Genomic DNA, 22333 nt, shown 5'->3' on the forward strand with positions numbered 1-22333 from the left:
AAAGCGAGCACTGGATAAATACTAGAAAAAAATATGGGGTGATATGTGGTGCAAGAAAATGTAAATATTCAAAATGTTATGCAGGTACGGGTTGCAAAGCTTGAGTCTGTCAAGCTAATTGGTTTTCAAGGTGAGCATTTGGATGACCAGCATAAACTCTTCGCACAAATGGATGCACGGGCTAAGGAGATATCGCAAAAAAAGAATGGAAATCAGTATCTCGTAATATTGCCGGGACTCATTCCCATAGTGGCTGTTGAAGTTAATGATACAAGTGATGTGTTAGAAGGAATGACTGCATATACGATTCCTGAAGACGAATACGTCATCTTTAAGTTTGAGGAAAAGTACATCGGTGATTTTTGGAGCTCTATTTGCACCGAAGAAAATCAATCCAAATATAATATTGATTTGTCGAAACCAAGATACGAAGTGTTTACACACAGTCTTCAGCTTGCAGGAGTAACAGAGTGGTATATTCCGACTATTAGTTGAGTTCGTTTTCCTCCGCAATTGAGATTAATGTGCGTATCAGTTAAATTGCTGTTTTCATCCGGATATTTTCTGAGCTCATGTAAATAGCCAAACTATCAAGGTGAATACGGTAAATAGATTCGTTACATCTGATGTTTCTTGGTTATTATACTTGTTTTGAAATTATTGAGCCAGTACTGTAAGCGCTTAATCGCCCATCGCTGGACGATTAGGCGTTTTTTTCTATCTGGTTTTGATGCAAAGGCAGAAGCTGCGGAGGTGCTTGCCAAAGCCCTGCATGAGCTTAATACGAATCCGTACATTGCTGTATTTCGCTAATAGTTAGGGACATTAGTCCCTGTTTTTTGATTGTCAACCTAACATGCATCTAAATTATTCATCTCGTAGTACCGACATAATACATAAGTGTTTTGAACCTATTATATCAACTGGAGAGATGCAGCATGTTAAACGTTTTGAAAATGTGGGGATTGAAGGGAAAGCGAACGTCCAGTATGGCTAACACATTATCCATGGTGCTGTTGGTTATTATCGTCGTCGTCTTTGCTATTTTGGGTACATTCATTTTTTCCAGCACACGAAACATCCTGCTTAACCAACAAGAGGTTATTCTTCAGACGAAGACGCAGGGAGTTGTCAGTCAATTCGATGCTCTATTTAAAGAAAAAGGGTCGCTTGTAAAGCAAATGTCGACCAACGAGCTGTTCCAGCAGTATATAGAAACAACGGAGTCCTCAGAGGACGCGACCAGCTCTACGTTCGCGGCAGCTACTCAGAAGACGCTTGCAGCTATTGTCAAAGAAGAGCCTTCGTTCGCTGATGCTTGGATTGCAAGCATAGATGGAAAGGGGTTCTGGCTGCAAAATGATGGTGTGGCCTCTGCGCCAGATTTTGATATTCAGAGCCGCCCGTATTACAAGCCTGTAATGGAGGCTAACGGGCTGTACTACTCTGAGCCATACGTAGATGTCAGTATGAAAAAAGTATTAATAGGAATCTTTTACCCAATCAAAAATGACAACAATGAAATGATCGGCTTCGCAGCGGCGGATATCGCCTTCGAGGATATTCCATCCATTATGGAAAGTTATTCTCTGGGAAGTACAGGCCAATCTATTCTGATCTCCAAGGATGGGGATATTCTGTACCATCCGGATCAGGAGAAGGTTTTGAAGGAGAAAATTACCGATGACCCTGGTGAATTGGGCCAGATCGGCCAAAAAATGATTGCTGGGGAGTCGGGCATACAGCTTTATAACGATAATGGGGAACGCCGTTATATCGGCTATGCCACCAGTAAGGATACGGGATGGTCCGTGGGCTTAACGATATCCGAGAAAGAGGTTCTCGCTGAATTAAGGACGTTCACATGGATTACGCTGGGAGCATTTGCAGCTGCCACCCTCTTGCTCGTCGTTATTTGCTACATCACCCTTCGTTATCTGTTGCGTGCGATACCGCAACTGTTGTCCAAGATTAAGTCGATAGAGCAAGGCGATCTAACGGTGCAACTGGATGCAAAGTCCAATAATGAGATTGGCCAGATCGCTAATGGGCTGAATACGATGGTGCAAAAGATTCAGGGGATGCTCCAAGTCGTAGGCAACTCGGCGCAGGTTCTGAATCAGTCATCCGATGATCTGCAGTCCATATCCGCAAGAACGGCAATAACGATGAACGATACCTCTACAGCCATTAATGAGATCGCCAATGCAACAAACTATCAGTCCGTCCATACGGAAAGTATTTTAAACAAAACAGAATCATTATCCAGTCATATTGATGAAATGGCAGCTGATACTGGGGTCATGGAAACGATGGTGCAGACAGCAGTCGGGCAGAGCGGCCAAGGACTCGCAGTGGTCGAACAATTATCGTTATGGTCTGAGGAAAACCATCGTTCCACGCAGGCCGTCTCCTCCATTATTCAGGAGATTGATCTGAGCCGAAATGAAATATCTAATTTTGTGGAAACGGTGAAACAGATTGCAGCTCAGACGAACCTGCTTGCACTCAACGCCTCCATTGAGGCTGCGCGCGCCGGCGAAAATGGTCGTGGCTTCGCTGTCGTTGCCCAGGAGGTTCGCAAGCTTGCGGAGCAGACCGCTCTGGCAACAGAGGAGATTAACAAGAAAGTACAACTTATTGAAGAGCAAACGAAGCTATCAGTCGAGCATACTATGCGCGGCATGAAAATTGCGGAGGAAAATACCCAAGCTGTAGAGGATACGAAGCAAGTGTTCTTTGGCATTAACAAGGATCTGGAAGACCTGAAGCTGCGCATGCTCAAAATTGCCAGCAGCACCACCAATGTGCATCAGCATAAGGAGGAGATTCTTCAGGCGCTAGAGATCATTTCTTCCACCAAAGAAGAGAATTCTGCTTCTACAGAGGAAGTGAGCGCAAGTACGCAGGAGCAACTCGATAGCATTGAACAGGTTGCCGCCCTTTCAAAGGAATTAAATCAGCTATCCAACAAATTGCAGGATGAATTGGGTCAGTTTAAGGTTAATTCATGATAAATGTCGTTTCCCTTCGGGAGGAGTAAGACCGAGCAAAGGGGTGCAGTACCTAAAAGCGCCTAGTCGTTCTTCATTGAACGATCAAGCGCTTTTTTGCGACCGAATGAAAGTAACAATGTTAAAAAAAGGGGCAGTGGATACCCAAATTATTGGACGTTTTGGTGATCGGCACAGCTTATCGGCCAGATATATGCTTCAGGGAACGGATTATACAGGCCAGGCTTGCGAAATGTACATCGAAAATAACGGGGACATTCACAAGAGTCTGGACAATGTGTTGTTTCGTACTTCTCCCCGTATCCTTACAAACAGCAAAGCCTTGGATTATTTAAATCGGGATGTGCTCGTTGGAGAAGGGCTGCAAACAGAGTCGGGCATAGACATTAAAATGTACAGAGCCTTATGAGGCTATTAGGAATAGAAAGGGGTACAGATATGATTCATTGGTTTCGACACCTGCCGTATAAGTCTATGGATGAACCAGAATGGAGGCCGTTCATTCAAAATGCTTGGTTCCGAGAGCATTATATGAAATTTGTTTATCTGATTATGGCGATTTTATTGCTGGTGCCTATGGCGTTTAAGGCAGGGTTTGTTTTTGTTGAGAAAGTCCCTATTATTCCAATAATCGTTCTCGTGTTTATTATTCATGAAGCTATTCATATTTTCGTTATATACACGAAAGGTGATATTAGTTTAACGTTCAAGGGAATATTCTTTTGGCTACATACGAATGCAGCGTTGTCTAAAACAAGGTTTTGGCTCTTTATGAGCCTGCCCTTTATTCTATTATCGGTAGTACCTGGGGTTGCAGCGTTATTTGTATCAGGAACGACCCAATCACTTCTGCTGTTTATTTGTTGGATAAATTTCATTATTTCTTCCTCGGATGTAATAAACTCATTTTTAATTTTAATTAAGCCTAATAGAGCTGTATTTTGCAATGGGAAATACCGAGTAACTGAAATTTCGCGCAAATAATAGGGAGGGGAAGTAGCGGATTCAGGCTGGATAGTGTCCGTTATGAGCATAATGGAAGCCGATTGCGTTCTTATGGACGATTTGTCCTATGTGCTAGTTGTATTGGAATGATTGTAATAAAAAAAGTGCTTGATTGTTCCTAACTGAGCAATCAAGCGCTTTTTTTGCGATTAATCGCTCATGCGACGATGTGCTCCTGTGTTTTGTGTCGAGGAGCATTAAGGTCAGTTTGCACGCGCATGCTATTCCACCCGATTCACAGCCTAATGGGGGACAGCGGTTTCAACCCTTGCGTGGTATATAAAACGGGAGAGTGGGCAGGGGGCTAATTCACTTCTTAATTCCCGATCAATTTAGTGGTTAGTCAACAGGGATGATAATTTCCCCTAAAATTCGACAAGTAAATGATGCAAAGGAACCATCCTAAATTTGTTTTAAAAGTCTTATTATATAAATATTGACATTTTTATTATTTAATAGATTGTTTGTTTCAAGATTTTTGGGAAAGGAGGCCGAATGAGTTTCATTAAAAGACCAAACTAATGACATCAATTATAAATCTTAATTAAACACTTAAAAGTGGCTTTAACAGTAAAAACGATTGAACCAAGGAGATGAAAACATGAAAAAAGGGTTAATACCAATTGCTGTAGCATCACTTATAGCCGCCACTATCGTTACACCTGTGACCCACGCTGCTGGTAATACGGAGTTCAATCATAAATATTATTCTGATGGTCCAGAAGAATACGATGAAAAGTTGGATGAGTTTAAAAAAGAAGCATATTTTGAGGATCTTAACGGCAAGAAAACCAAAACCAAGATTGTAAGTGACGATGAGTTTACAGGCAGAAAAGAGTTTAATGATTCTACGAGTTCAGGGGGAATTACTCCACAATTCACAGAGGATTATGGCACTTATTTCTACCAATATAATTGGAAATACTACGTTCCAAACTATAACTCGTATAGTATGTATAAGTTTTATAAAGGATAAGTTACATTTCAAAATGCTTCAAGTTCGACCCAACCCGTTCCCCTAAGTTATTCGCAAACATCTTCAGTTCAATCTGTTTGGACAACGACAGGTAGAATTGAAGCAGAAGCAGGTTTTAAAGTAGCTGTGCTAGCAGAGATGAAAGCAAAAGTAGGGCTAGAAGTAAGTTATCAGCATACATCTTACACTGGTGAAACAATTGGGGCTACAGTTGAAGTGCCAGCTGGTAGAACTGGTTATATTTATAGATACAAAGCTGGTCAATATACCGGAGGAAGTGGAGCTTGGGAAAAGTGGAAAATTGTAAAGGCAACAGGACAATCAACAAATTTAGGGATTTATTATGAGACAGGAAACGCTTGGGGAATTATTGGATCAGACGATCATTGGAAAGGCGGAGATGTAGCGAATGGTTCGCCACTTCCTCCAAAGTGAAGTGAATAAATGACGTGCCCTGAAGGGGGAACGATTCAGCCCTTTTGCTTCCTAGAGGAAGTCAGAAGGGCTGATGAATTTTCACATTGTTACTAGCTTAACTAAGATTGCATACATTATGGAGGTTTGTATAATGAAAATCGAAAGAAAAGCGATGTTCATTTTATTGATTTGTATTATTTTTCTAGTTAACGGTTGTACTACACAGGAGCCTAAAGTTGAAGAGGAAATAAAACCATTTTTTTCATACGTGGAATTTAGGAATTTATTTTCCGATATGGTACAAGAGTTAGCAATTGAGCAATATGAGAAAATCGCTCAAACCACCGATGATAATTTAATTGCAATTGATAAGGAAAGCTCTTTTGGTCAAAGAAAGTTTTTAACGGTGGACGGGACTCAAGATTATAAAGAAACACAAGAAAGAATTGCATATTTTAATAAAGATATGAATGTTCTCATGTTTATTGATTTGATTTATTTAAAGCAAAATTTATCTAATGATTTACTGTTTGTAAAGCCGGATTTTATTGATGTTAATGATTATGGTATTTACTCGTACAAATCTCAAAACACGATTTTATCTTTTCATAATATACTTATTCAGATCACTCTGGTTGATAATAATGAAGATAAAAAGGCAGAATTGCTCCCTGTTATGAAGGTGACAAATGAAGTGGTCAAGTACTTAGAAAATTATGATATAACCACTTCAAATAAATGAGGTTAGCAAACGCAGAGGCCGCGATATCCAAGCCTCAAAAAGCTGCGCTGCATCAAATGTTGGACCACCTGAATAGAGGACTCAAAATTTTGCGCAACCAATAAGCGATTATCGTTGCTGGTGTCCATGCACCTGGATTTTGCAAATAGCTCTTGTATTGATCAGTGATGATATAAGTCCAAGTGGAGGCAGGGCTCCTCAGTCCGAATTTTTCCCACATCGCCGGATCATTCGAGCCTCCGAGCCTTGCGAGCATATTCGTCGACTCCTTATTTATTTTATCCGGAATTTGCTCATAGGCTTGGATGATTAGCGCATGAAATTCGTCGATTGGATTGCGGTTAACAAGGCTCGACAAATGGATGCCTTCGCGAATGTAGGAAACATACTCCAGATGGTCGGCCCAGAATTTGTCGATATAATAAAGCCTTACCCGCTGCTCCGAAGGACTCATCGGCGTCTCGCCTTTCAAAATTCTGAGCCGCTCCTCGTATAGCATGCGTCTCTGATCCTCCACCATGTCCGAATAACCGTTCAGCTCCTGACGAATCTGGAAGTTTTGGCCCATAATAATACGCTGAATATGGTCGATTTTACTGTAGAGCACCGACTCGTCGAGAGTCTCGTCCTGTCTAAGACCCCGTATCGCTTTATGGATGCCGAATCTAAGCAGCAACTCATCCTCCAAGCTTATGAAAAATATGGAGGCTCCCGGGTCGCCTTGGCGGCCGGATCGCCCGCGCAGCTGATTGTCGATTCGCACGCTCTGGTGCATATGCGTACCAATCACGTACAACCCGCCCAGCTTGGCGACAGCTTCCGCTTGCGCGGGGTTGCCGCCTCCGAGCCGAATGTCGACGCCGCGTCCCGCCATATTCGTGGACACCGTCACGGCGTCGAGCTCGCCTGCTTTGGCGATGAGCTCGGCTTCTTTCGCGTCGTTTTTCGCGTTCAGAACATGGCAGACTATGCCGGCATCCGCTAGCGCCTCCGCCAGCATGTCAGACTCCTCGACGCTTGACGTACCGATGAGAATGGGACGGCCCGTCCTATGGACGGTCGAGATTTCTTGTACAAGCGCCTTACGTTTAGCCTCTTTATGGGTATAAATCCGGTGAGGATGGTCGATCCGTATGTTTGGCCGGTTCGGCGGAATTTGCACAACCTGCAGCCCATAAATATGCTCGAATTCCATGGCGGAGGCTCGCGCGGTAGCCGTCATTCCGCAAAGCTTGGGATAAAGGCTAAGGAAGTGTTGAAGGGTGATCGTACCAAGAATGCTCCCGCCGGCTTTCGCCTGCAGCCCTTCTTTGGCCGAAAGCGCGGCTTGCAGCCTGTCCGGCAAATGCCTGTTCTCCGCTACACGCCCGGTATATTCGTCAATCAGCTCGATTTTGCCGTCTCGGACGATGTAATCGACATCTCTCTTCAATAACAATTCCGCATGCAGCGCGCAATTTAATGACATTAACAAATGACTATTATGACTGTCGTACAAATTGCCGCATCCTAGCAGCGACTCTGCTCTTGCAGAGCCTGCTTCATTTAAGTAAACGTTCCGCTGGAAATCGTCGAAGTCATAATGCCCATCCAGCTCTAGCTGCCGAGCAACTTCTGCGAAACGACTACCATCGTTGACGGAGGAGCCCGGCTCTCCGGCGATGACTAGCGGTACCCGGGCTTCGTCAAGAAGCAGTGAATCCGCTTCGTCGATGATGACATAGTGGAAAGGACGATGCACGACATCGGCTTCGTCTAAAGCGATGGTGTCGCGCAAATAATCGAATCCCGCCTCTTTAGCTGTAACATAGGTAATATCGGCGGCGTAAGCTTCCCGTTTCTCGGGTAAGCTCATACCTGCTTGAACTGCGGTTACCGTTAACCCGAGGAAGCGATAAATGGAGCCCATCCAGCTCGCATCCCGATTTGCCAAATAATCGTTAAAGGTCAGCACATGAACGCCTTTGCTGGTTAACGCATGCAAATAAGCAGGCATAACAGCAGAGAGCGTTTTTCCTTCTCCGGTAAGCTGCTCAATTAAGAACCCCTCGTGCAGAGCGATGGCAGCCATGATCTGGACATCGTAGGGCTGCAATCCCAGTGTTCTCTTCGCTGCCTCGCAGACTAGCGCATAGGCATCAACTAGCAGCTCGTCCAAAGGCGTACCTGAGTGTGCCTCTTTTTTCAGTCGGAGGGATTCCTTTTGCAGCTGCTGATCGTCCCAAGCTCCCAAATTTCGTTTTTGGATGAGCTCTGCTTTGTCCCGATAGCCTTTCAGCTTATGCCGGGTTTCGCGGTCTTTGAAGTTATGAATAAGCTTGGCGGCTAAATGCATAAGAATTTGATCCCCCTCGGTAAAAATACACCATTATAGTGCCTAAAGGTATTGAAGCATCCATAAGCAGGTGTGGTCGCTTTCTTGGATTTTATTCCTACTCATCCATTAGTCGTCGTTGGTACAAAACAACAGATACGATCGTTAAGACAACCGTCCATGCCAAAATAATAAGGAGGGGGAGTAGTAACTCTCCCGTCGTAAATTCTGTAGGGGGTAAGCCTAACAAATGAACAAGCTGACTGCTTGGCATGTAATCCAGCACTTTTAAGACGGGATACTCATTCACAATAAACGCTCCCCATGGTGCCGCAGAAAATACGATTGACACAGGAATGACAGATAATGATGCATCCAGCAACGTTTTGGAGAATAGGGCACATATCGTCCCGACTGCTGTGTATAAAATAATCGAAAGAAGGATTGCTGCCACAAACGCCCATAAACTAGCGGGCTCATAGCCAAATAGATACTTAGCAATAGCCAAAGCAACAACAGACATGACAAAGACTAAAGCGCTTTTCCCAATTAAAACATCCATGCTTGTGGCTGGAGTCATCATTAATGATCGTAAAGTGTTACGCTCCTTTTCTTCCGCAATCAAGCATGTTTGTGCGAAGCAGGTTAGGAACACAAACGAAAGATTGAGAACTGTAGCGAAAGATCCCGGCAAAGACGAGGCTGCGCCAGCAGCTCGAAGAAGGAGTGCGAGGATAATGGGGAACAGCAGCATAATGGAGAGGGCATAATTGCGTGAAAACTCTTTGTAATCCTTCACAAATATCGCCCTCGCACGTTTCAATGAGATACTCATAGCAGCTCACTTCCTGTCATTTTAATAAAAATATCACCTAGATTCGGCTCTTTCGTTTCCATTCGATCAATTATCCCTTGTTTCATCCAATCAGCTATTTGATCAGCTGCTCTATTGTTAATTACGAGCTCATAGGCTTGACCGTTGATTAATTCCACACAAACGACGTTTTCCCGATGCTGTTTTTTAAGCTCCTTTGGCGAGCCGATGGTTTGGATTTGTCCTTGATACAAAATCGCTACACGGTTGCAAAGCAATTCGGCCTCGGCCATATTATGCGTTGTTAAAAAAATCGTTGTCCCCTGCTCATTTAAGCGGCGCAGTCCCTTATAAATATGCGCGGAGTTTACCGGATCTAAAGCCGAGGTAGGTTCATCCAGAAATAATAATTCCGGCTCATGGATAATCGCGCATGCCAACAGGACACGCTGACGCATCCCTTTAGATAAGAGATTGACTTTCTTTTTGCGCTCGCCGCTTAAGTTCACAAATTGCAGCACCTTATCAATCGAAGCTTTTGGAAGATTATACAGCTTACGAAACAGCTCCAGATTTTCCTCTATCGTTAGTCGCTCATAGAGACCGCTGTTATCCGTCAAAATACCAAAGCGCATCTTCTGTGCAGACTGCTTCATCATATCTGCTGGCTCGTTAAATACACGTGCCTGTCCACTTGTCGAATTTAATTGCGCAGTTAAAATTTTTATTAATGTTGTTTTTCCTGAACCACTCGGACCTAGGAAGCCAAAAATTTCTCCTGACGGGATTGAAAAAGACACATCTCTTAATGCATCCTTACTTCCAAAGCTCTTGCGAATATGCTCGACTTGTATAACAGCCATTCACACCACTTCCTTAGAGTTGATGGCTTAAATATATAAAGAATGCTTGCTTCCAGCCATCAAAAACCGCTGAAATGTAGCTGTTATCGCCTGAATGGTACTATACCGTGCTTGATTGGTTCGACTTTGCCACGGAATTAAAGGTGAAGCAGGGATTTTAATTCCTGCAATTTTGAACGAGATAACGGAACCACCGCATCCTTACCTGTATTTAATCGCAGGCTGTAGCTATTTTTCGTCCAAGTAATAATCTCTCTTACTTTTTGCAGATTAACGATGTAGGAGCGATGACATCTGAAAAATCCGAAGCTTAGCAATCTCTGCTCAAGCTCGGTTAGCGTCAAAGCACAGTGATAATGTTCTCCACCCACATGAACAAGAATGGCTCCATCCATACTTTCTATAAAATCAATTTCAGGAGGATTAAATAAAATTACTTTGTCATTTTTCTTTGTATAAATTTTGTGCAAGGTTATATTGTCTCGATCCTGTTCCTGAGCCTCCTGCTTATCCTCCTCTGAGTCTCGAATATCTAGTGGATGAAATCCGAGCTCGTTCAAACGATAAATTTCATCGCAGGAAATAATAGCATCCTCTAAATTGGACGTTAAAATTAAAATCTGCTTTTCTTTCGCAAGGTCATCCAAAATTCGTTTTAAATGACGACGATCTTGTTCCTCCAAGTAAAAATAGGGCTCCTCTAGCACAAGTATAGGCTGATGCGCAAAATAGACACGCAGCAGTGTCACATACATCCTTTTCGATGAGCTTAGATTTTTGATTTTTACCTTGCGTTCTTCTTTTAAGGCGAAATAATCCAATAACGAAGCGGCACGGACGCTTCTATCTGTTATTTTGATTAAAAAAGTGAGCAGCTCTTCCACCGTTAAACGCATATACTCATTTTGCTGAGCTCGAAGTAAATAATATTGGGAATACTTCACTAATTGATTCATTAGAAGCTGCTTTCGCTTCAAATCCGTTATAATGCTAATCGACTGGCTCGATGTCAGCTTTAATTCAATTTTCGGTAGAATTAATTCCCCGTCATCATACACTGCTTCAAATTGCATGCCTTCCTCCTGATCAGTTCCGCTGTAGGATATATGGAACAATTATAAGGTTGGAATCCTCTTTTGTCAGTTTCTAATGATATTGAAAGGAAGTGTTAGTCTCGCACCATAAATTAAGTTCACGTAAAAGTGTCGAATATGATTGTAACTGCTCCAAAAGTCCCCTACTATGAAGGTAGCCACATTACCTTGGAGGAGGCGGGAAATGATATTATGAAAAAAAAGCGGCTTTGGAAAAAATCCCTTACCTTACGCAGCAAGCTGATTTGGTCTTTCGTGATGATCTTATTGCTACCTAGCCTGAGTATAGGAGGAATTCCTATAATACTGCTCGCGCCAAGGTGCAGGAGGAAATGTTTGCAAGTGCATCTGGTAAGCTAGCAGTGCTGAATGAAACGATTAATCAAATAGTTGGCAATACCGAAAAAAATGTGGATTTCTTGGCTGATCAGCTGCCAGCAGGCAATATTGGGTCTGTTCAGGGTGATGAGGACCCTTTCGTGCGTACGCTGCTGGATGCTTACAAAGAAAAACACGGCGATGTGGAATTAGCTTCGGTGGGCACCGATCAAGGGGTATACGTCAATGCTCCGAAAAGCGCGGTAAATCCGGCAGATTATGATCCACGCAAGCGGCCTTGGTACATAAGCGCTTCAGAAAACAAAGGAAAGCCTACGATTATCCCGCCTTACATATCAAGTAATACGGGGAATGTGGTCGTGTCCGTCGCCCAGACTACCAAGGACGGGCATGGTGTTGTGTCGGTCAGTTTGTCGCTCAAGGCATTGAGCGATCTAGTGGACTCGACCAAGATCGGGACGAAGGGCTATGTATATGTGCTGGATAAAGCAAATAAATTTATTGTGCATCCAAGTGAAAAAGCAGGCAGTGAAGCGACAGCTTCGCCATATCCGGATATTTTCGCGCAAAAGCAAGGCAGTCTCGCCTATTCGTCTGCGGTTGGCGGCAAGCAGCATGCTTTTATTACGACAAATGAAAAAACAGGCTGGGTGCTGGTGGGCGTTATCGACGATAGTGAAGTGAACGCGGCTGCCCAGCCGATTTGGTATAAAACGCTGATTGTCGTCGCGATTGCGTTTGCAGTTAGTGCATTGATCATCACTTATATGATCCGCTCCATTACACGGCCGCTGAAGCGGTTGGTGGCGGCTTCCGAGGAAATTAGCCATGGCAATTTGACGCTGGAGCTCACCGATATTAGCAATGATGAGCTTGGCCAGCTGAGCAGCAGCTTTAACCGGATGACCCAGGCGCTGCATGCCGTCATAGGAGATGTGAACAGCACAGCGATGCAGCTAGCGGAGTCGTCTGATCAGCTGTCAACAAACGCCAGCGAAACGTCCAAGGCGTCCGAGCAAGTCGCTCTGATCACGGAGGAGTCGGCAACCGGAATCGAAAAGCAAGCAGCCAGTTTGCAGCATACCGCGCAGCAAATTAAGGAGCTGTCCGATGGCGTTCATCTGATAACCGCGAGCACTCAGCAAGTATCCTCGTCTGCCCAGCAAGCGACAGGGCTTGCACGTACGGGTACGGCTAAAATTCAAAGCGCTGTAACCAATATGATAGACGTAAGCCATTATGTTCAAAATTTCGCGGGAACGGCACAGCGCCTGGGCGATCATTCCGTTGCGATTGGCGAATTTGTATCGACCATTACGGGGCTTGCGACGCAAACGAATTTGCTCGCGCTGAACGCTGCGATTGAAGCGGCCCGTGCCGGCGAGCACGGACGCGGCTTCGCAATCGTCGCAAGCGAGGTTCGCAAGCTTGCCGAGCAGTCCGGGGATTCCGCAAAACACATTGCGGAGCTGGTACAGGCGATCCGGCAGGAAATTGATGAGGTTATCGTCAGTGTGAACAGTGGTGTTGCCAAGATGGACGACGGCATTCGCTCCGTACAAACAGCAGATGAAGCTTTTTTGAGCATCAATACAGCTATTGATGATCTGACTGCCCAAGTAGAAGGGATTGCCTCCGCTTCAGAACAAATGTCCGTCAGCACCGTCGAAGTAGTGCAGGCCATTCAATTCGTTAATGAGGTGTCCGAGCGTAACGCTGCAGGAACAGAGAGCATTTCAGCCTCAACAGAGGAGCAGGTCGCTTCCATTGAAGAAATCGCTTCGTCGGCGGAGGAGCTAGCGCATTTGGCGCAAAATCTGCAAGCCTTGGTAGTTCGCTTTAAAATTTGATAGAACCGCTGATACTGATGCCCAGTATTTAGCGGGGGGAGCAGTGGTGTTCAGAACGACCCAATAACAGAAAGAAGCCGTTTCTTAACAAAATGGGAGCGTATCAGACCATTTAGTAGGAGGCGGCTTTTTCTGATGTTATGTATAAGGGGCTGATTACATATATAGCTCAAAACTATAAATTATATAGATTTTATATATTTAACTAATAAACAACGCTGTGCCATACTATCCCTAACATAACAGTTGGGGGATGATTCCATGAGTTCCGAACAAGTATGGCAATCTGAGCATTATGACAACAAGCTTGGATTTGTATCAGAATTGGGCAAGGATGTCGTTCGGCTATTGAATCCGCTGAAGGGTGAGAAAATCTTGGATTTAGGCTGCGGAACGGGCGACTTGGCGCATGAAATAAGTCAAACCGGCGCATTTGTTACAGGAATGGACTTATCAGAGCCTATGATCAAGCAGGCGCAGCGCAAATATCCTCAAATCCCATTTTTCGTCGGTAACGGTGAGCAATTTATGGTGGATGCTACATTCGATGCCGTCTTCTCCAACGCAGCGCTGCATTGGATGAAGAACCCGAGTGCGGTACTGGCTGGCGTATGGAACACCTTAAGCCCTGGCGGCAGGTTTGTTGCAGAGTTTGGTGGGAAAGGCAATGTGGGAACGATTGTTCAAGCCATTAGCGAAGTGCTGCATGAGGACTTCGGCATGGATGCAGGCAAGCTCAATCCTTGGTATTTCCCAAGCATCGCCGAATACAGCACCTTGCTGGAGCAGCAGGGCTTCCGCGTCACCTATGCAGCGCACTTTGATCGGCCAACAAAGATCGAGGATCACGAGCAAGGCTTAAATCATTGGCTTCGGGGCTTCGCTGACCATTTCTTTACTGCATTTTCTGAAGCAGAGCGGACGGCCGCTTGCTCGAAAATAGCGGATAAAGCCCGAAACGAATTGTTTCATGACGGATCATGGTATGCGGATTATAAGCGTTTAAGAGTGATGGCGGTAAAGCCGGGATAGATGTTTTTGCAGTTACCAAAATAAAGGCTAGTAGCTCCGCTCTGTTTCATGATCAGGCAGCTTTTTTATAAACCAGCTTAGTACCAAAACAAGTACGACGAGAATAAATTCGATCCAAAAAACCGTTTGCGCACCGATAACCATGCTTTGTGTCTTTTCCTGCATGGCAGCGGGGTCGAGCGAATGGTGGAGATAACGATTTGCCCCAGACGACATAATGCCGATGAATAAAGCGATGCCAATTCCGCCAGCAATTTGCTGGAGCGTATTGTATATAGTTGTGCCATGGGGAACCAGGTGACGCGGCAGCTGATTTAATCCTGCCGTCTGAGCCGGCATGACGACAAAGGATATGCCTAAGAATAAGAGGATATGATTGAACATAATGGCGCCTCGCGCTGCATCACTGTCAATTCCAGCAAACAGCCACAATGATAAGGCTATCAAAAATAGTCCGGGCAGGATAACAAATCGCGGTCCGAATTTATCGAATAATTTCCCCGACACTGGCATCATCATGCCGTTCAAAAGGCAGCCCGGCATCAGCAGCAAGCCTGTTGCGAAGGCTGTCAACTGCTTCACATCCTGCAAATAGATCGGCAGCAATGTTGTGGTTGCAAATAGAACCATCATCAGGACGACAACCAATACTGCAACCAAAGAAAAAGTGCGATGGCGGAATACGGAAAGATCGAGCAACGGCTCTTTAAGCCGGAGCTGTCGCCATACAAGCAAGAGCAAAAAGAGGCTTCCTACAGTAAGAATCCCGTAACCCTCAGGCTCAGACCAGACATTGGCTTGGCTGAAGCCATAGGTGATGCAGCCGAAGCCGGCGGTAGACATTACAATGGATAAAAGATCGACCCTTGGCTTAGTCGGCTCGGTAACATTTTTTAAGTAAAAGCTTGCATAAATAATTGAAAACAGGGCGACTGGAATGACCATATAGAACAGCCATCGCCAGTGAAGGGTATCAATGATCAGTCCAGACAAAGCCGGCCCAATGACAGGGGCGACCATAATGACGAGCCCCATAAGGCCCATGGCGGAGCCCCGCCGTTCTGGAGGATAGAGGGCAACAATCGTATTCATCATGAGGGGAAGCAGCAAGCCTGACCCGCAAGCCTGAATAACCCTGCCCATCAGCAAAATCTCGAATCCTGGGGATACTGCACATAAGCAGGTACCGGCCAAAAATAACGTCATCGCAGTCATAAACATCTGACGAGTGTTGAACCATTGCTGCAGTAATGCGGTTACTGGCACCAGTACGCCAATAACGAGCATGTAGCCTGTTGACAGCCACTGTATAGTGGAGGCGGTAACGTTAAATTCCCGCATCAATCCGGGAAGCGCGTTGGCCAGCAAATTTTCGTTAAGAAACGCAACAAATGCACCGATGAGCAGGGCGGTTAACATGGGCCCTCTTTTTATTCCGCTTGCCTCTTGTAGCTGTTTGTTCATCTTCTACCTCCCGAATATTTATTGTGTTCTGTCCTCGCATCGTGACTTAATTTGTCACGGCTTCGCCAACTCGTAACGCAGATTATCCTACGCCATCACTTTCTAGCAAGGCATAAAAGTTATCGCGATCCTCGTCATCGAATTTGCCAAGTATCCGTATTCTGACAAATTCATGCCCGCCATTCATGTCGATTTCCTCGCCATAGCTATTGTAGAGCGCGATCATATGGCCATTCTGATTCAACTCCATGTACCCGAAAGCATTCCCTTCAGGAGCTTTATTGTAAAGGCGGATAAATCTGATTTTGTCTACTCGGTTCATGCCATTCTTCCTTTCCTGTCCGTTGTGTGCATATCCCCCACATCCCCTACAGCCTTAAGAAAATTTTACGTGAAACCTTATAAAATGGAAAAAGCCATTTCGTCCTCCATGCTCTGACATTCATTCCAATTTCAATAGAATAAGGGGGGATACCTAATTATGTCGCTCAATTGCAAATTATCTCTTGACGGGATGAGGTTTGGCGATTATGATAACATGCCAGTTAACTCAGCGAGGTAAATCAATAGCATTGACACTGACTGCCTAAGTAGATTAAAGACCGTACAGGCTTACTATTATTTATGGTAATATATCAGGTAGGGACGACCCTTTCTATTTTAATTTCTTTGTCTACTTTAATTATTGGAGGCGCTTACTTTATGGATCAACAAGTGCAGCAAGAGGGGTATTTTGGAGAGTTTGGGGGCAGCTTTGTCCCGCCGGAATTGCAGGAAGTGTTGAGTTATTTGAGTGAGCAATTTTACAAGTTTAAAGACGATCCCGAATATAAGGAAGAGCTGCGCTATTACTTGCAGGAATATGTTGGACGCGAAAATCCGCTGACGTATGCGGAGCGACTGACTAAAGCTTGGGGAGGACCTAAAATTTACTTGAAGCGAGAGGACCTGAATCATACCGGAGCGCATAAGATCAACAATGCTATCGGTCAGATTCTGCTCGCCAAGCGGATGGGTGCCAAGCGGATTATTGCTGAGACGGGTGCCGGACAGCATGGGGTTGCTACGGCAACGGCCTGCGCCATGTTTAATATGGAATGCATTATCTACATGGGAGCTGAGGATACGCGTCGGCAGGCGCTTAACGTGTTCCGAATGGAGCTCCTCGGCGCGACTGTTGTTCCGGTACATAAAGGCCAAGGGAGATTGAAGGATGCGGTAGATGAAGCGTTGGACGATCTAGTTCGCAATTATAAAAATACGTTTTATTTGCTCGGCTCCGCAGTGGGACCACATCCGTTTCCGACGATGGTCAAGCACTTTCAGGCGATTATTAGCGAAGAGTCAAAACGGCAAATCGTGGAGAAGGAAGGCCGTTTGCCAGATGCCGTTGTGGCTTGCGTTGGCGGTGGCAGTAATGCCATTGGCGCATTTGCCCATTACATCGACGAGCCGTCCGTGCGTTTAATCGGCGTTGAGCCTGATCAAGCGCCATCCTTGACTCAGGGTGTTCCAAGCATCATTCACGGCTTCAAATGCTTAGTGCTGCTGGACGAGGAAGGTCAGCCGAAGAAAACGTATTCGATCGCAGCGGGTCTTGACTATCCGGGCATTGGGCCGGAGCATAGCCATCTGAAGGTGAGCGAGCGAGCCGAATATGCAACGGTCACCAATGAGGAAGTGCTGGAAGCCTTTCAGGAGCTGTCTCGCACGGAGGGAATTATTCCTGCCCTAGAGAGCTCGCACGCGCTTGCTTATGCAAAGAAGCTTGCACCGACGATGGAGCAAAATCAAATTATTATCGTCAATTTGTCCGGGCGTGGAGATAAGGACGTTGAGCAGGTATATCAAATGCTTAAATAAAACAGCGTTTGACACCATTCGCGCAATACTTTTTGAAATAGATAGGCAAGACGGCAGGGCGTCCTATGGGGCGTCCTTTATTTTTGTTTTTGGAGGAGAATATTGTAAACCGCTGCTCCATGTGCTAAGATGAAATAGAAGTTAATTGAATAAGGTTACCTAAATCAAAATATTGAGGCGAAGCTAATTGGATAATCATAAAATTAAAGTTGGTGTCTCTAATAAAGAAGGGCAGCTGGGCTTTTTATTTGCGAGAGGCGGGCTTAGAGAAGGCTCGGGTAGGAAGAGCATAGGGGTGACGAAGAAAGTATCCTTAACTGTAACGGAGGAAATATGGGACAAAATTGAAAATCAGTGTAAAGACAATAAACAATCCCGTTCGGAGGTTATCCGCAGCATTCTTGAGTCCTATTATGGAAATTAATTTAATTTGAGGTTAGGTGAGGACTTGTTAGTCGAGCTTGCAAAAGATTCTCTTATGAATGCACTTCAGCACGTCATAAAAGCTGTAGCTGCGAGTAGTCCAATACCTATACTTGCCGGAATCAGAATTCAAGCACATGCAACGGGCATCACTTTTATTGCAAGCAATACAAGTATGACCATTCAAGTGAAGCTTCCTCAAGACGGCACCTCTGTAAAGGTTCAAAGGTCAGGAGCTGTCGTTATGCCAGCACGAACTTTGTATGATGTCATTCGTAAACTGAATGACGACTCGCTTGTATTAGAGATGAAAGAGCCATTCATGCTTACCGTCCTATCAGGCCATGCTCACATCCGTTTATGCGGAATGAATCCATCAGAATTTCCTTCAGCAATTTGCGGCGAGCAGCACTACGCTAATAAACTGCAAGTAAACAATGCCTTGTTCAGATCGGCTATTAGACAGGTAGCGATAGCGGCATCAAATTCCGAGCTTAGACCAGTCTTAACGGGAGTATCCTTCATTTTCAGCAAAAATTCCCTTAACCTGATCGCTACTGACGGAGTCCTCCTTGCTTCCCGAACCCTACATATCGAAAGGAACACTAACGATAGCTTTAACGTGATTATTCCTGCGAAACATCTGAATGAAGTATCCAAAATGTTAAGCCATGAAGATGAAACGACTGAAATAACAGTAAGCAATAACCGGGTAAAATTTATCGCAAATGGACTGGTAATTGAGTCTGCCCTAATTGAAGGAACGTTTCCATCAGTCAAAAAGGTCATCCCGCCCTCTTTTTTGTGCGAAATTGTAGTGGATAAAGCTTATTTACTGACAGCGGTTGAATGTGCAACTGTACTGGCGGGTGGGAATGTAATCAGATTAGAAGCTGATGCGAATAAATTGAAACTATGGTCTAAAACAGCTGAAATTGGAGCAATTGAAAATGAGGTTCCATTAATAAAAATCAGCGGAGCAGCATTTATCGTATCCTTGAACGGAAAGTTTTTGAGCGATATTCTTCGTAACATGGATTGTGCTAAGATCCGAATAAGATATACAGGAAATAACAAGCCGGTAGTCATGTTTCCCGATGATTCGCCGAACTCTGCGCTGTTCCTGATTACGCCAGTGATAACAAATCATTGATTAGCTTGGCTTGTGAGAACAGGTGTGTAAGCAGGTGACGGCTAGCATAAGGTTTGGAGATGAAATGCTTCCGATTAGCAGGAGCCGTCTAAGCAAATTGTTTATGAGAACCGAATGGAAAAGCTTACAGACCTTTTTGAATGAGAAAAGACTTGAGGCAGCCAAACGTTTCCATAGGTGAACAAAAAAACAGTGAAAAGCGCAGGTTTCGGGCTAATTTCGCCTTGAAGCCTGCGCTTTTTGTCGTGAAATGATTCCTGCCGAAAACTATTTAACTACTGCCTCAGATGAATCGGAGGAAGGTACTAGAACGGGTACCGTGACGGCCGCTTGATAATCACTAGCTGCCTCAGCTGGATCGGAGGAAGGCACTAGAACGGGTTCGGTGGCGATCAATTGATAATCACTAGCTGCCTCAGCTGGATCGGAGGAAGGCACTAGAACGGGTTCGGTGGCGATCAATTGATAATCACTAGCTGCCTCAGCTGGATCGGAGGAAGGCACTAGAACGGGTTCGGTGGCGATCAATTGATGATCACTAGCTGCCTCAGCTGGATCGGAGGAAGGCACTAAAACGGGTACCGTGACGACCGCTTGAAGATCATTAGCTGCCTCAGCTGGATCGGAGGAAGGTGCCGGGACGGGCTCTGCTGATGAGCCGACCACTTGATTTTCAGCGCTGGCCGCTTTATCCGCAGCTACCTTGGGCGTATTGCCTGATGCCCATACCGCAGCGGAGGTACTGATTAAAGCTACGGCAAATACGGTTGAAACAGATAGAAAAATGGTTTTCTTGCTCAGGTTTTTAACATTTAGCATCAGGGATAATCTCCTTTTTAATTGTTTTCCATCACCGGATAAAGAGGCGCCAAGCTGTATGGGGGTAATTCTTGATTGTGCAATTACGTTTAAAATCGTTTGCCCGTAACGTATGCGCTCAGCCTGGGACATGCCTTTGACTACTTCTTCATCGCAGGATAGCTCGCTCCAGGTATGAATGTCCCTACGAAGAAAATGAACAAAAGGGTTAAACCAATGCAGGGCACTGGCTCCTAGCATAAACACTTTAACCCATAGATCGTTGCGTTTCAGATGAATCAGCTCATGACGGATGATCATGCTCATGTCTACGTTTGCGGAACTCTCCATAGGGAGATAAATGACAGGTTTCCAAAGGCCAACAAGAATGGGACTCTGAATAGAGGAGCTATAAGCAAGCCGGACTTTGATTTTAATTCCAAGTGTCTGCTTAATCAGGTAAAGCTGATTAATCGCCTCGCTGTTTATTGGGACGGCAGTGCTCGTATTTGCCAGCTGCTTTAAAAATCTACGGTAACAATAAGTGTGCCAGGCTGCAAAAGCTGCAACGCCGATTGCCCAAATGGCGATTACAAAAACGGCCGCATTTGCTGAAATCGTCCATTCTGGAAAGAGAGGCTCAGGCTCGAAGCTCAATAATGCTCCGGGCTGGGCATGCTGTACGCTCGAAGCAGATTCATTTATGCTGAGATTGTTTGGCATACGGAATGGAACCATTTGCGAAGCCCACTGAATGATATGAACGACGGGTAATAAATATAAGCCTACCGCCATTTTATTAATAACGTACCGCCATTTGGTAGGCCAAATCGCGGTGGATAGGTGCTGTGTTAACCAAATAAAGGTGACAACGACAGTTCCAGCTACGGTTAGGCTGGTCATCAATGCAATAAGGCTATTCATATGCAGCACCTACTTTTCCGACAGCCATTTTTTAAGCTCCGCAATATCCTCGTCAGATAGCTTATCTCCATCGTACAAAGCCGAAACCATATTCTTGACGGAGCCTTTATATAAGCCATCCAAGATGTGCTGCGTCCCTATTAGCCTGTAATCCTCAGCCGAAATAAGCGGCTCGTATTTATTGATCCGTCCATGCCTTGTAGTAGTCAGCGCCCCTTTCTCGACTAGGCGCGAGAGAAAAGTAGAAATGGTCTGCGCCTTCCATTCCTTTCCCTTTAGAGCGAACAAGCTTAGAAGCTCAGTAGATGTAACTGGCGGGATGCACGCCCAAATCACCTCCATTAGCTCTAATTCCGTATCCGACAACTTTTGAATCTGGTTCACTGTGAACACCTCTTTACTTCGTTATGCGTCCATAACGAGCATAGTTACTACATGATGTAGTAACTAAAACCTACTACAATTTGTAGTAGGTTGTCAAGTTAGCGTGTGAGATTGACGCCCTCAAGTTAAATGCTTATTGGTCAAAGCGTGCAATAAAAATAACCTCCCTTCGTTATGTACAACGCAAGGAGGTTATTTTTCTTATTACTGATCTTTATTATTTTCTTGTAGCTCGTCCAATTGATGCTCCAATAGCTCTAGCTGCTCTTTATTTTGTTGGACGGTGTCCATGTGCTCGTGATGTTGCTGTGCATTTTCTAGCGCATTTTCTGCATGTGCAATTGAATGATATGCTTGCTGGATTGTTTGCTCTTGCGGATAAGACATCGCTTGCTTCACCGCATGATTTGCCTTTTGAACAGAGTTACTGAGTAAAGTGCTTGGATGGTCCTCTTTCCAGCTTGTGTCTGTGTGCTTAGCCAAGTGTGGTTTTTCCCCTCTCGATTAGGTCATGTTGTCTACACTATAGTTTTGTAAAATATCCAAAAAAATATGCATGGATTGCAGCTAATGAACAGACATATGAGCTAAAAATATAATAAAGCCGGTAACTAAATAGCTGACTCAAGGTACAATTTACGCAAGTTAAATAAATGAAGTCCTCCGTGTACTTGATGAACGTTTCCCCTTCAGCCTCCAAACAAATACCTGTTGCATTTAATAGTACGTGCTCATGCCATGTAGTTGCCCAAGGTACTGTCGGATGTCCGCAACTGGAGCGATTTGTCTAAGAAGATCCTAGCCCTATTGAGTTATGCCAGAGTAAGCAGCAAGAATGACATCTGGGTTTGAATTTGGAATAGC

At 44.8% G+C, this 22333-nt stretch carries 21 protein-coding genes; 12 read left to right on the forward strand and 9 right to left on the reverse strand.

Going from position 1 to position 22333, the window contains the following annotated elements; translation table 11 throughout:
• Positions 1-48: 48 nt before the first annotated feature.
• The 7 genes from V5J77_RS02655 to V5J77_RS02685 all read left to right on the forward strand — a co-directional run bounded on the left by V5J77_RS02655 (position 49) and on the right by V5J77_RS02685 (position 6154).
• Positions 49-495: an effector binding domain-containing protein gene (locus V5J77_RS02655; RefSeq protein ID WP_338554241.1), complete on the forward strand. Its 447-nt coding sequence runs from the start codon at positions 49-51 to the stop codon at positions 493-495.
• A gap of 443 nt (positions 496-938) precedes the next feature.
• Complete coding sequence (locus tag V5J77_RS02660) at positions 939-3014, forward strand: methyl-accepting chemotaxis protein (RefSeq protein WP_338554242.1); 2076 nt, start codon at positions 939-941, stop codon at positions 3012-3014.
• Positions 3015-3132: 118 nt separating this feature from the next.
• A complete protein-coding gene (locus V5J77_RS02665; protein WP_338554243.1) occupies positions 3133-3423 on the forward strand; it encodes a hypothetical protein in 291 nt (96 codons plus the stop codon).
• 29 nt (positions 3424-3452) lie between these two features.
• Positions 3453-3998 (forward strand): DUF3267 domain-containing protein, encoded by a 546-nt coding sequence (locus V5J77_RS02670; RefSeq protein WP_338554244.1) that lies wholly within the window; start codon positions 3453-3455, stop codon positions 3996-3998.
• A gap of 622 nt (positions 3999-4620) precedes the next feature.
• Positions 4621-4995, forward strand: a complete 375-nt coding sequence (locus V5J77_RS02675; RefSeq protein WP_338554245.1) for a hypothetical protein — start codon at positions 4621-4623, stop codon at positions 4993-4995.
• Between the two features lie 138 nt (positions 4996-5133).
• Positions 5134-5430 (forward strand): hypothetical protein, encoded by a 297-nt coding sequence (locus V5J77_RS02680; RefSeq protein ID WP_338554246.1) that lies wholly within the window; start codon positions 5134-5136, stop codon positions 5428-5430.
• 133 nt (positions 5431-5563) lie between these two features.
• The gene (locus V5J77_RS02685; RefSeq protein ID WP_338554247.1) at positions 5564-6154 is read left to right on the forward strand and encodes a hypothetical protein; all 591 of its coding nucleotides are present in this window, start codon (positions 5564-5566) and stop codon (positions 6152-6154) included.
• A gap of 52 nt (positions 6155-6206) precedes the next feature.
• Here the strand turns inward: V5J77_RS02685 and V5J77_RS02690 are convergent, their stop codons facing one another.
• The 4 genes from V5J77_RS02690 to V5J77_RS02705 all read right to left on the reverse strand — a co-directional run bounded on the left by V5J77_RS02690 (position 6207) and on the right by V5J77_RS02705 (position 11101).
• Positions 6207-8489, reverse strand: coding sequence for a DEAD/DEAH box helicase (locus V5J77_RS02690; protein ID WP_338554248.1), 2283 nt, complete (start codon positions 8487-8489; stop codon positions 6207-6209).
• A gap of 97 nt (positions 8490-8586) precedes the next feature.
• Entirely contained in the window at positions 8587-9303 is a 717-nt protein-coding gene (locus V5J77_RS02695) for an ABC transporter permease (RefSeq protein ID WP_338554249.1), read from the reverse strand.
• Positions 9300-10145, reverse strand: a complete 846-nt coding sequence (locus V5J77_RS02700; protein WP_338554250.1) for an ABC transporter ATP-binding protein — start codon at positions 10143-10145, stop codon at positions 9300-9302. Before V5J77_RS02700 ends, V5J77_RS02695 begins: the two co-directional genes overlap by 4 nt.
• A 137-nt stretch (positions 10146-10282) precedes the next feature.
• Complete coding sequence (locus tag V5J77_RS02705) at positions 10283-11101, reverse strand: LytTR family transcriptional regulator DNA-binding domain-containing protein (protein WP_338554251.1); 819 nt, start codon at positions 11099-11101, stop codon at positions 10283-10285.
• A 470-nt stretch (positions 11102-11571) separates the two neighbouring features.
• On the opposite strand from V5J77_RS02705, the gene V5J77_RS02710 reads away from it, so the two are divergent.
• Positions 11572-13428, forward strand: coding sequence for a methyl-accepting chemotaxis protein (locus tag V5J77_RS02710; RefSeq protein ID WP_338554252.1), 1857 nt, complete (start codon positions 11572-11574; stop codon positions 13426-13428).
• Positions 13429-13689: 261 nt separating this feature from the next.
• Positions 13690-14460, forward strand: a complete 771-nt coding sequence (locus V5J77_RS02715; RefSeq protein WP_338554253.1) for a methyltransferase domain-containing protein — start codon at positions 13690-13692, stop codon at positions 14458-14460.
• Positions 14461-14487: 27 nt separating this feature from the next.
• Here the strand turns inward: V5J77_RS02715 and V5J77_RS02720 are convergent, their stop codons facing one another.
• Positions 14488-15924 carry an MDR family MFS transporter gene (locus V5J77_RS02720; RefSeq protein ID WP_338554254.1) on the reverse strand — a complete coding sequence of 479 codons (1437 nt, stop codon included), beginning with the start codon at positions 15922-15924 and terminating at the stop codon, positions 14488-14490.
• A gap of 82 nt (positions 15925-16006) precedes the next feature.
• Positions 16007-16246 carry a hypothetical protein gene (locus V5J77_RS02725; RefSeq protein WP_338554255.1) on the reverse strand — a complete coding sequence of 80 codons (240 nt, stop codon included), beginning with the start codon at positions 16244-16246 and terminating at the stop codon, positions 16007-16009.
• A gap of 380 nt (positions 16247-16626) precedes the next feature.
• On the opposite strand from V5J77_RS02725, the gene trpB reads away from it, so the two are divergent.
• The 3 genes from trpB (at position 16627) to dnaN (ending at position 19363) form a co-directional block, all read left to right on the forward strand.
• Positions 16627-17787: a tryptophan synthase subunit beta gene (trpB, locus tag V5J77_RS02730; RefSeq protein WP_338554256.1), complete on the forward strand. Its 1161-nt coding sequence runs from the start codon at positions 16627-16629 to the stop codon at positions 17785-17787.
• Between the two features lie 187 nt (positions 17788-17974).
• Positions 17975-18211 carry a ribbon-helix-helix protein, CopG family gene (locus V5J77_RS02735; RefSeq protein WP_338554257.1) on the forward strand — a complete coding sequence of 79 codons (237 nt, stop codon included), beginning with the start codon at positions 17975-17977 and terminating at the stop codon, positions 18209-18211.
• 24 nt (positions 18212-18235) lie between these two features.
• Positions 18236-19363 carry a DNA polymerase III subunit beta gene (gene dnaN, locus V5J77_RS02740; RefSeq protein WP_338554258.1) on the forward strand — a complete coding sequence of 376 codons (1128 nt, stop codon included), beginning with the start codon at positions 18236-18238 and terminating at the stop codon, positions 19361-19363.
• 267 nt (positions 19364-19630) lie between these two features.
• Here the strand turns inward: dnaN and V5J77_RS02745 are convergent, their stop codons facing one another.
• From V5J77_RS02745 to V5J77_RS02755, 3 genes are all read right to left on the reverse strand, one after another.
• The gene (locus V5J77_RS02745; protein WP_338554259.1) at positions 19631-21085 is read right to left on the reverse strand and encodes a M56 family metallopeptidase; all 1455 of its coding nucleotides are present in this window, start codon (positions 21083-21085) and stop codon (positions 19631-19633) included.
• 9 nt (positions 21086-21094) lie between these two features.
• Complete coding sequence (locus V5J77_RS02750) at positions 21095-21469, reverse strand: BlaI/MecI/CopY family transcriptional regulator (protein WP_338554260.1); 375 nt, start codon at positions 21467-21469, stop codon at positions 21095-21097.
• Positions 21470-21673: 204 nt separating this feature from the next.
• Positions 21674-21952 carry a DUF2564 family protein gene (locus V5J77_RS02755; RefSeq protein ID WP_338554261.1) on the reverse strand — a complete coding sequence of 93 codons (279 nt, stop codon included), beginning with the start codon at positions 21950-21952 and terminating at the stop codon, positions 21674-21676.
• Positions 21953-22333: the final 381 nt, after the last annotated feature.

The sequence above is a fragment of the Paenibacillus sp. KS-LC4 genome (assembly GCF_036894955.1).
Taxonomy (GTDB): Bacteria; Bacillota; Bacilli; order Paenibacillales; family Paenibacillaceae; genus Pristimantibacillus.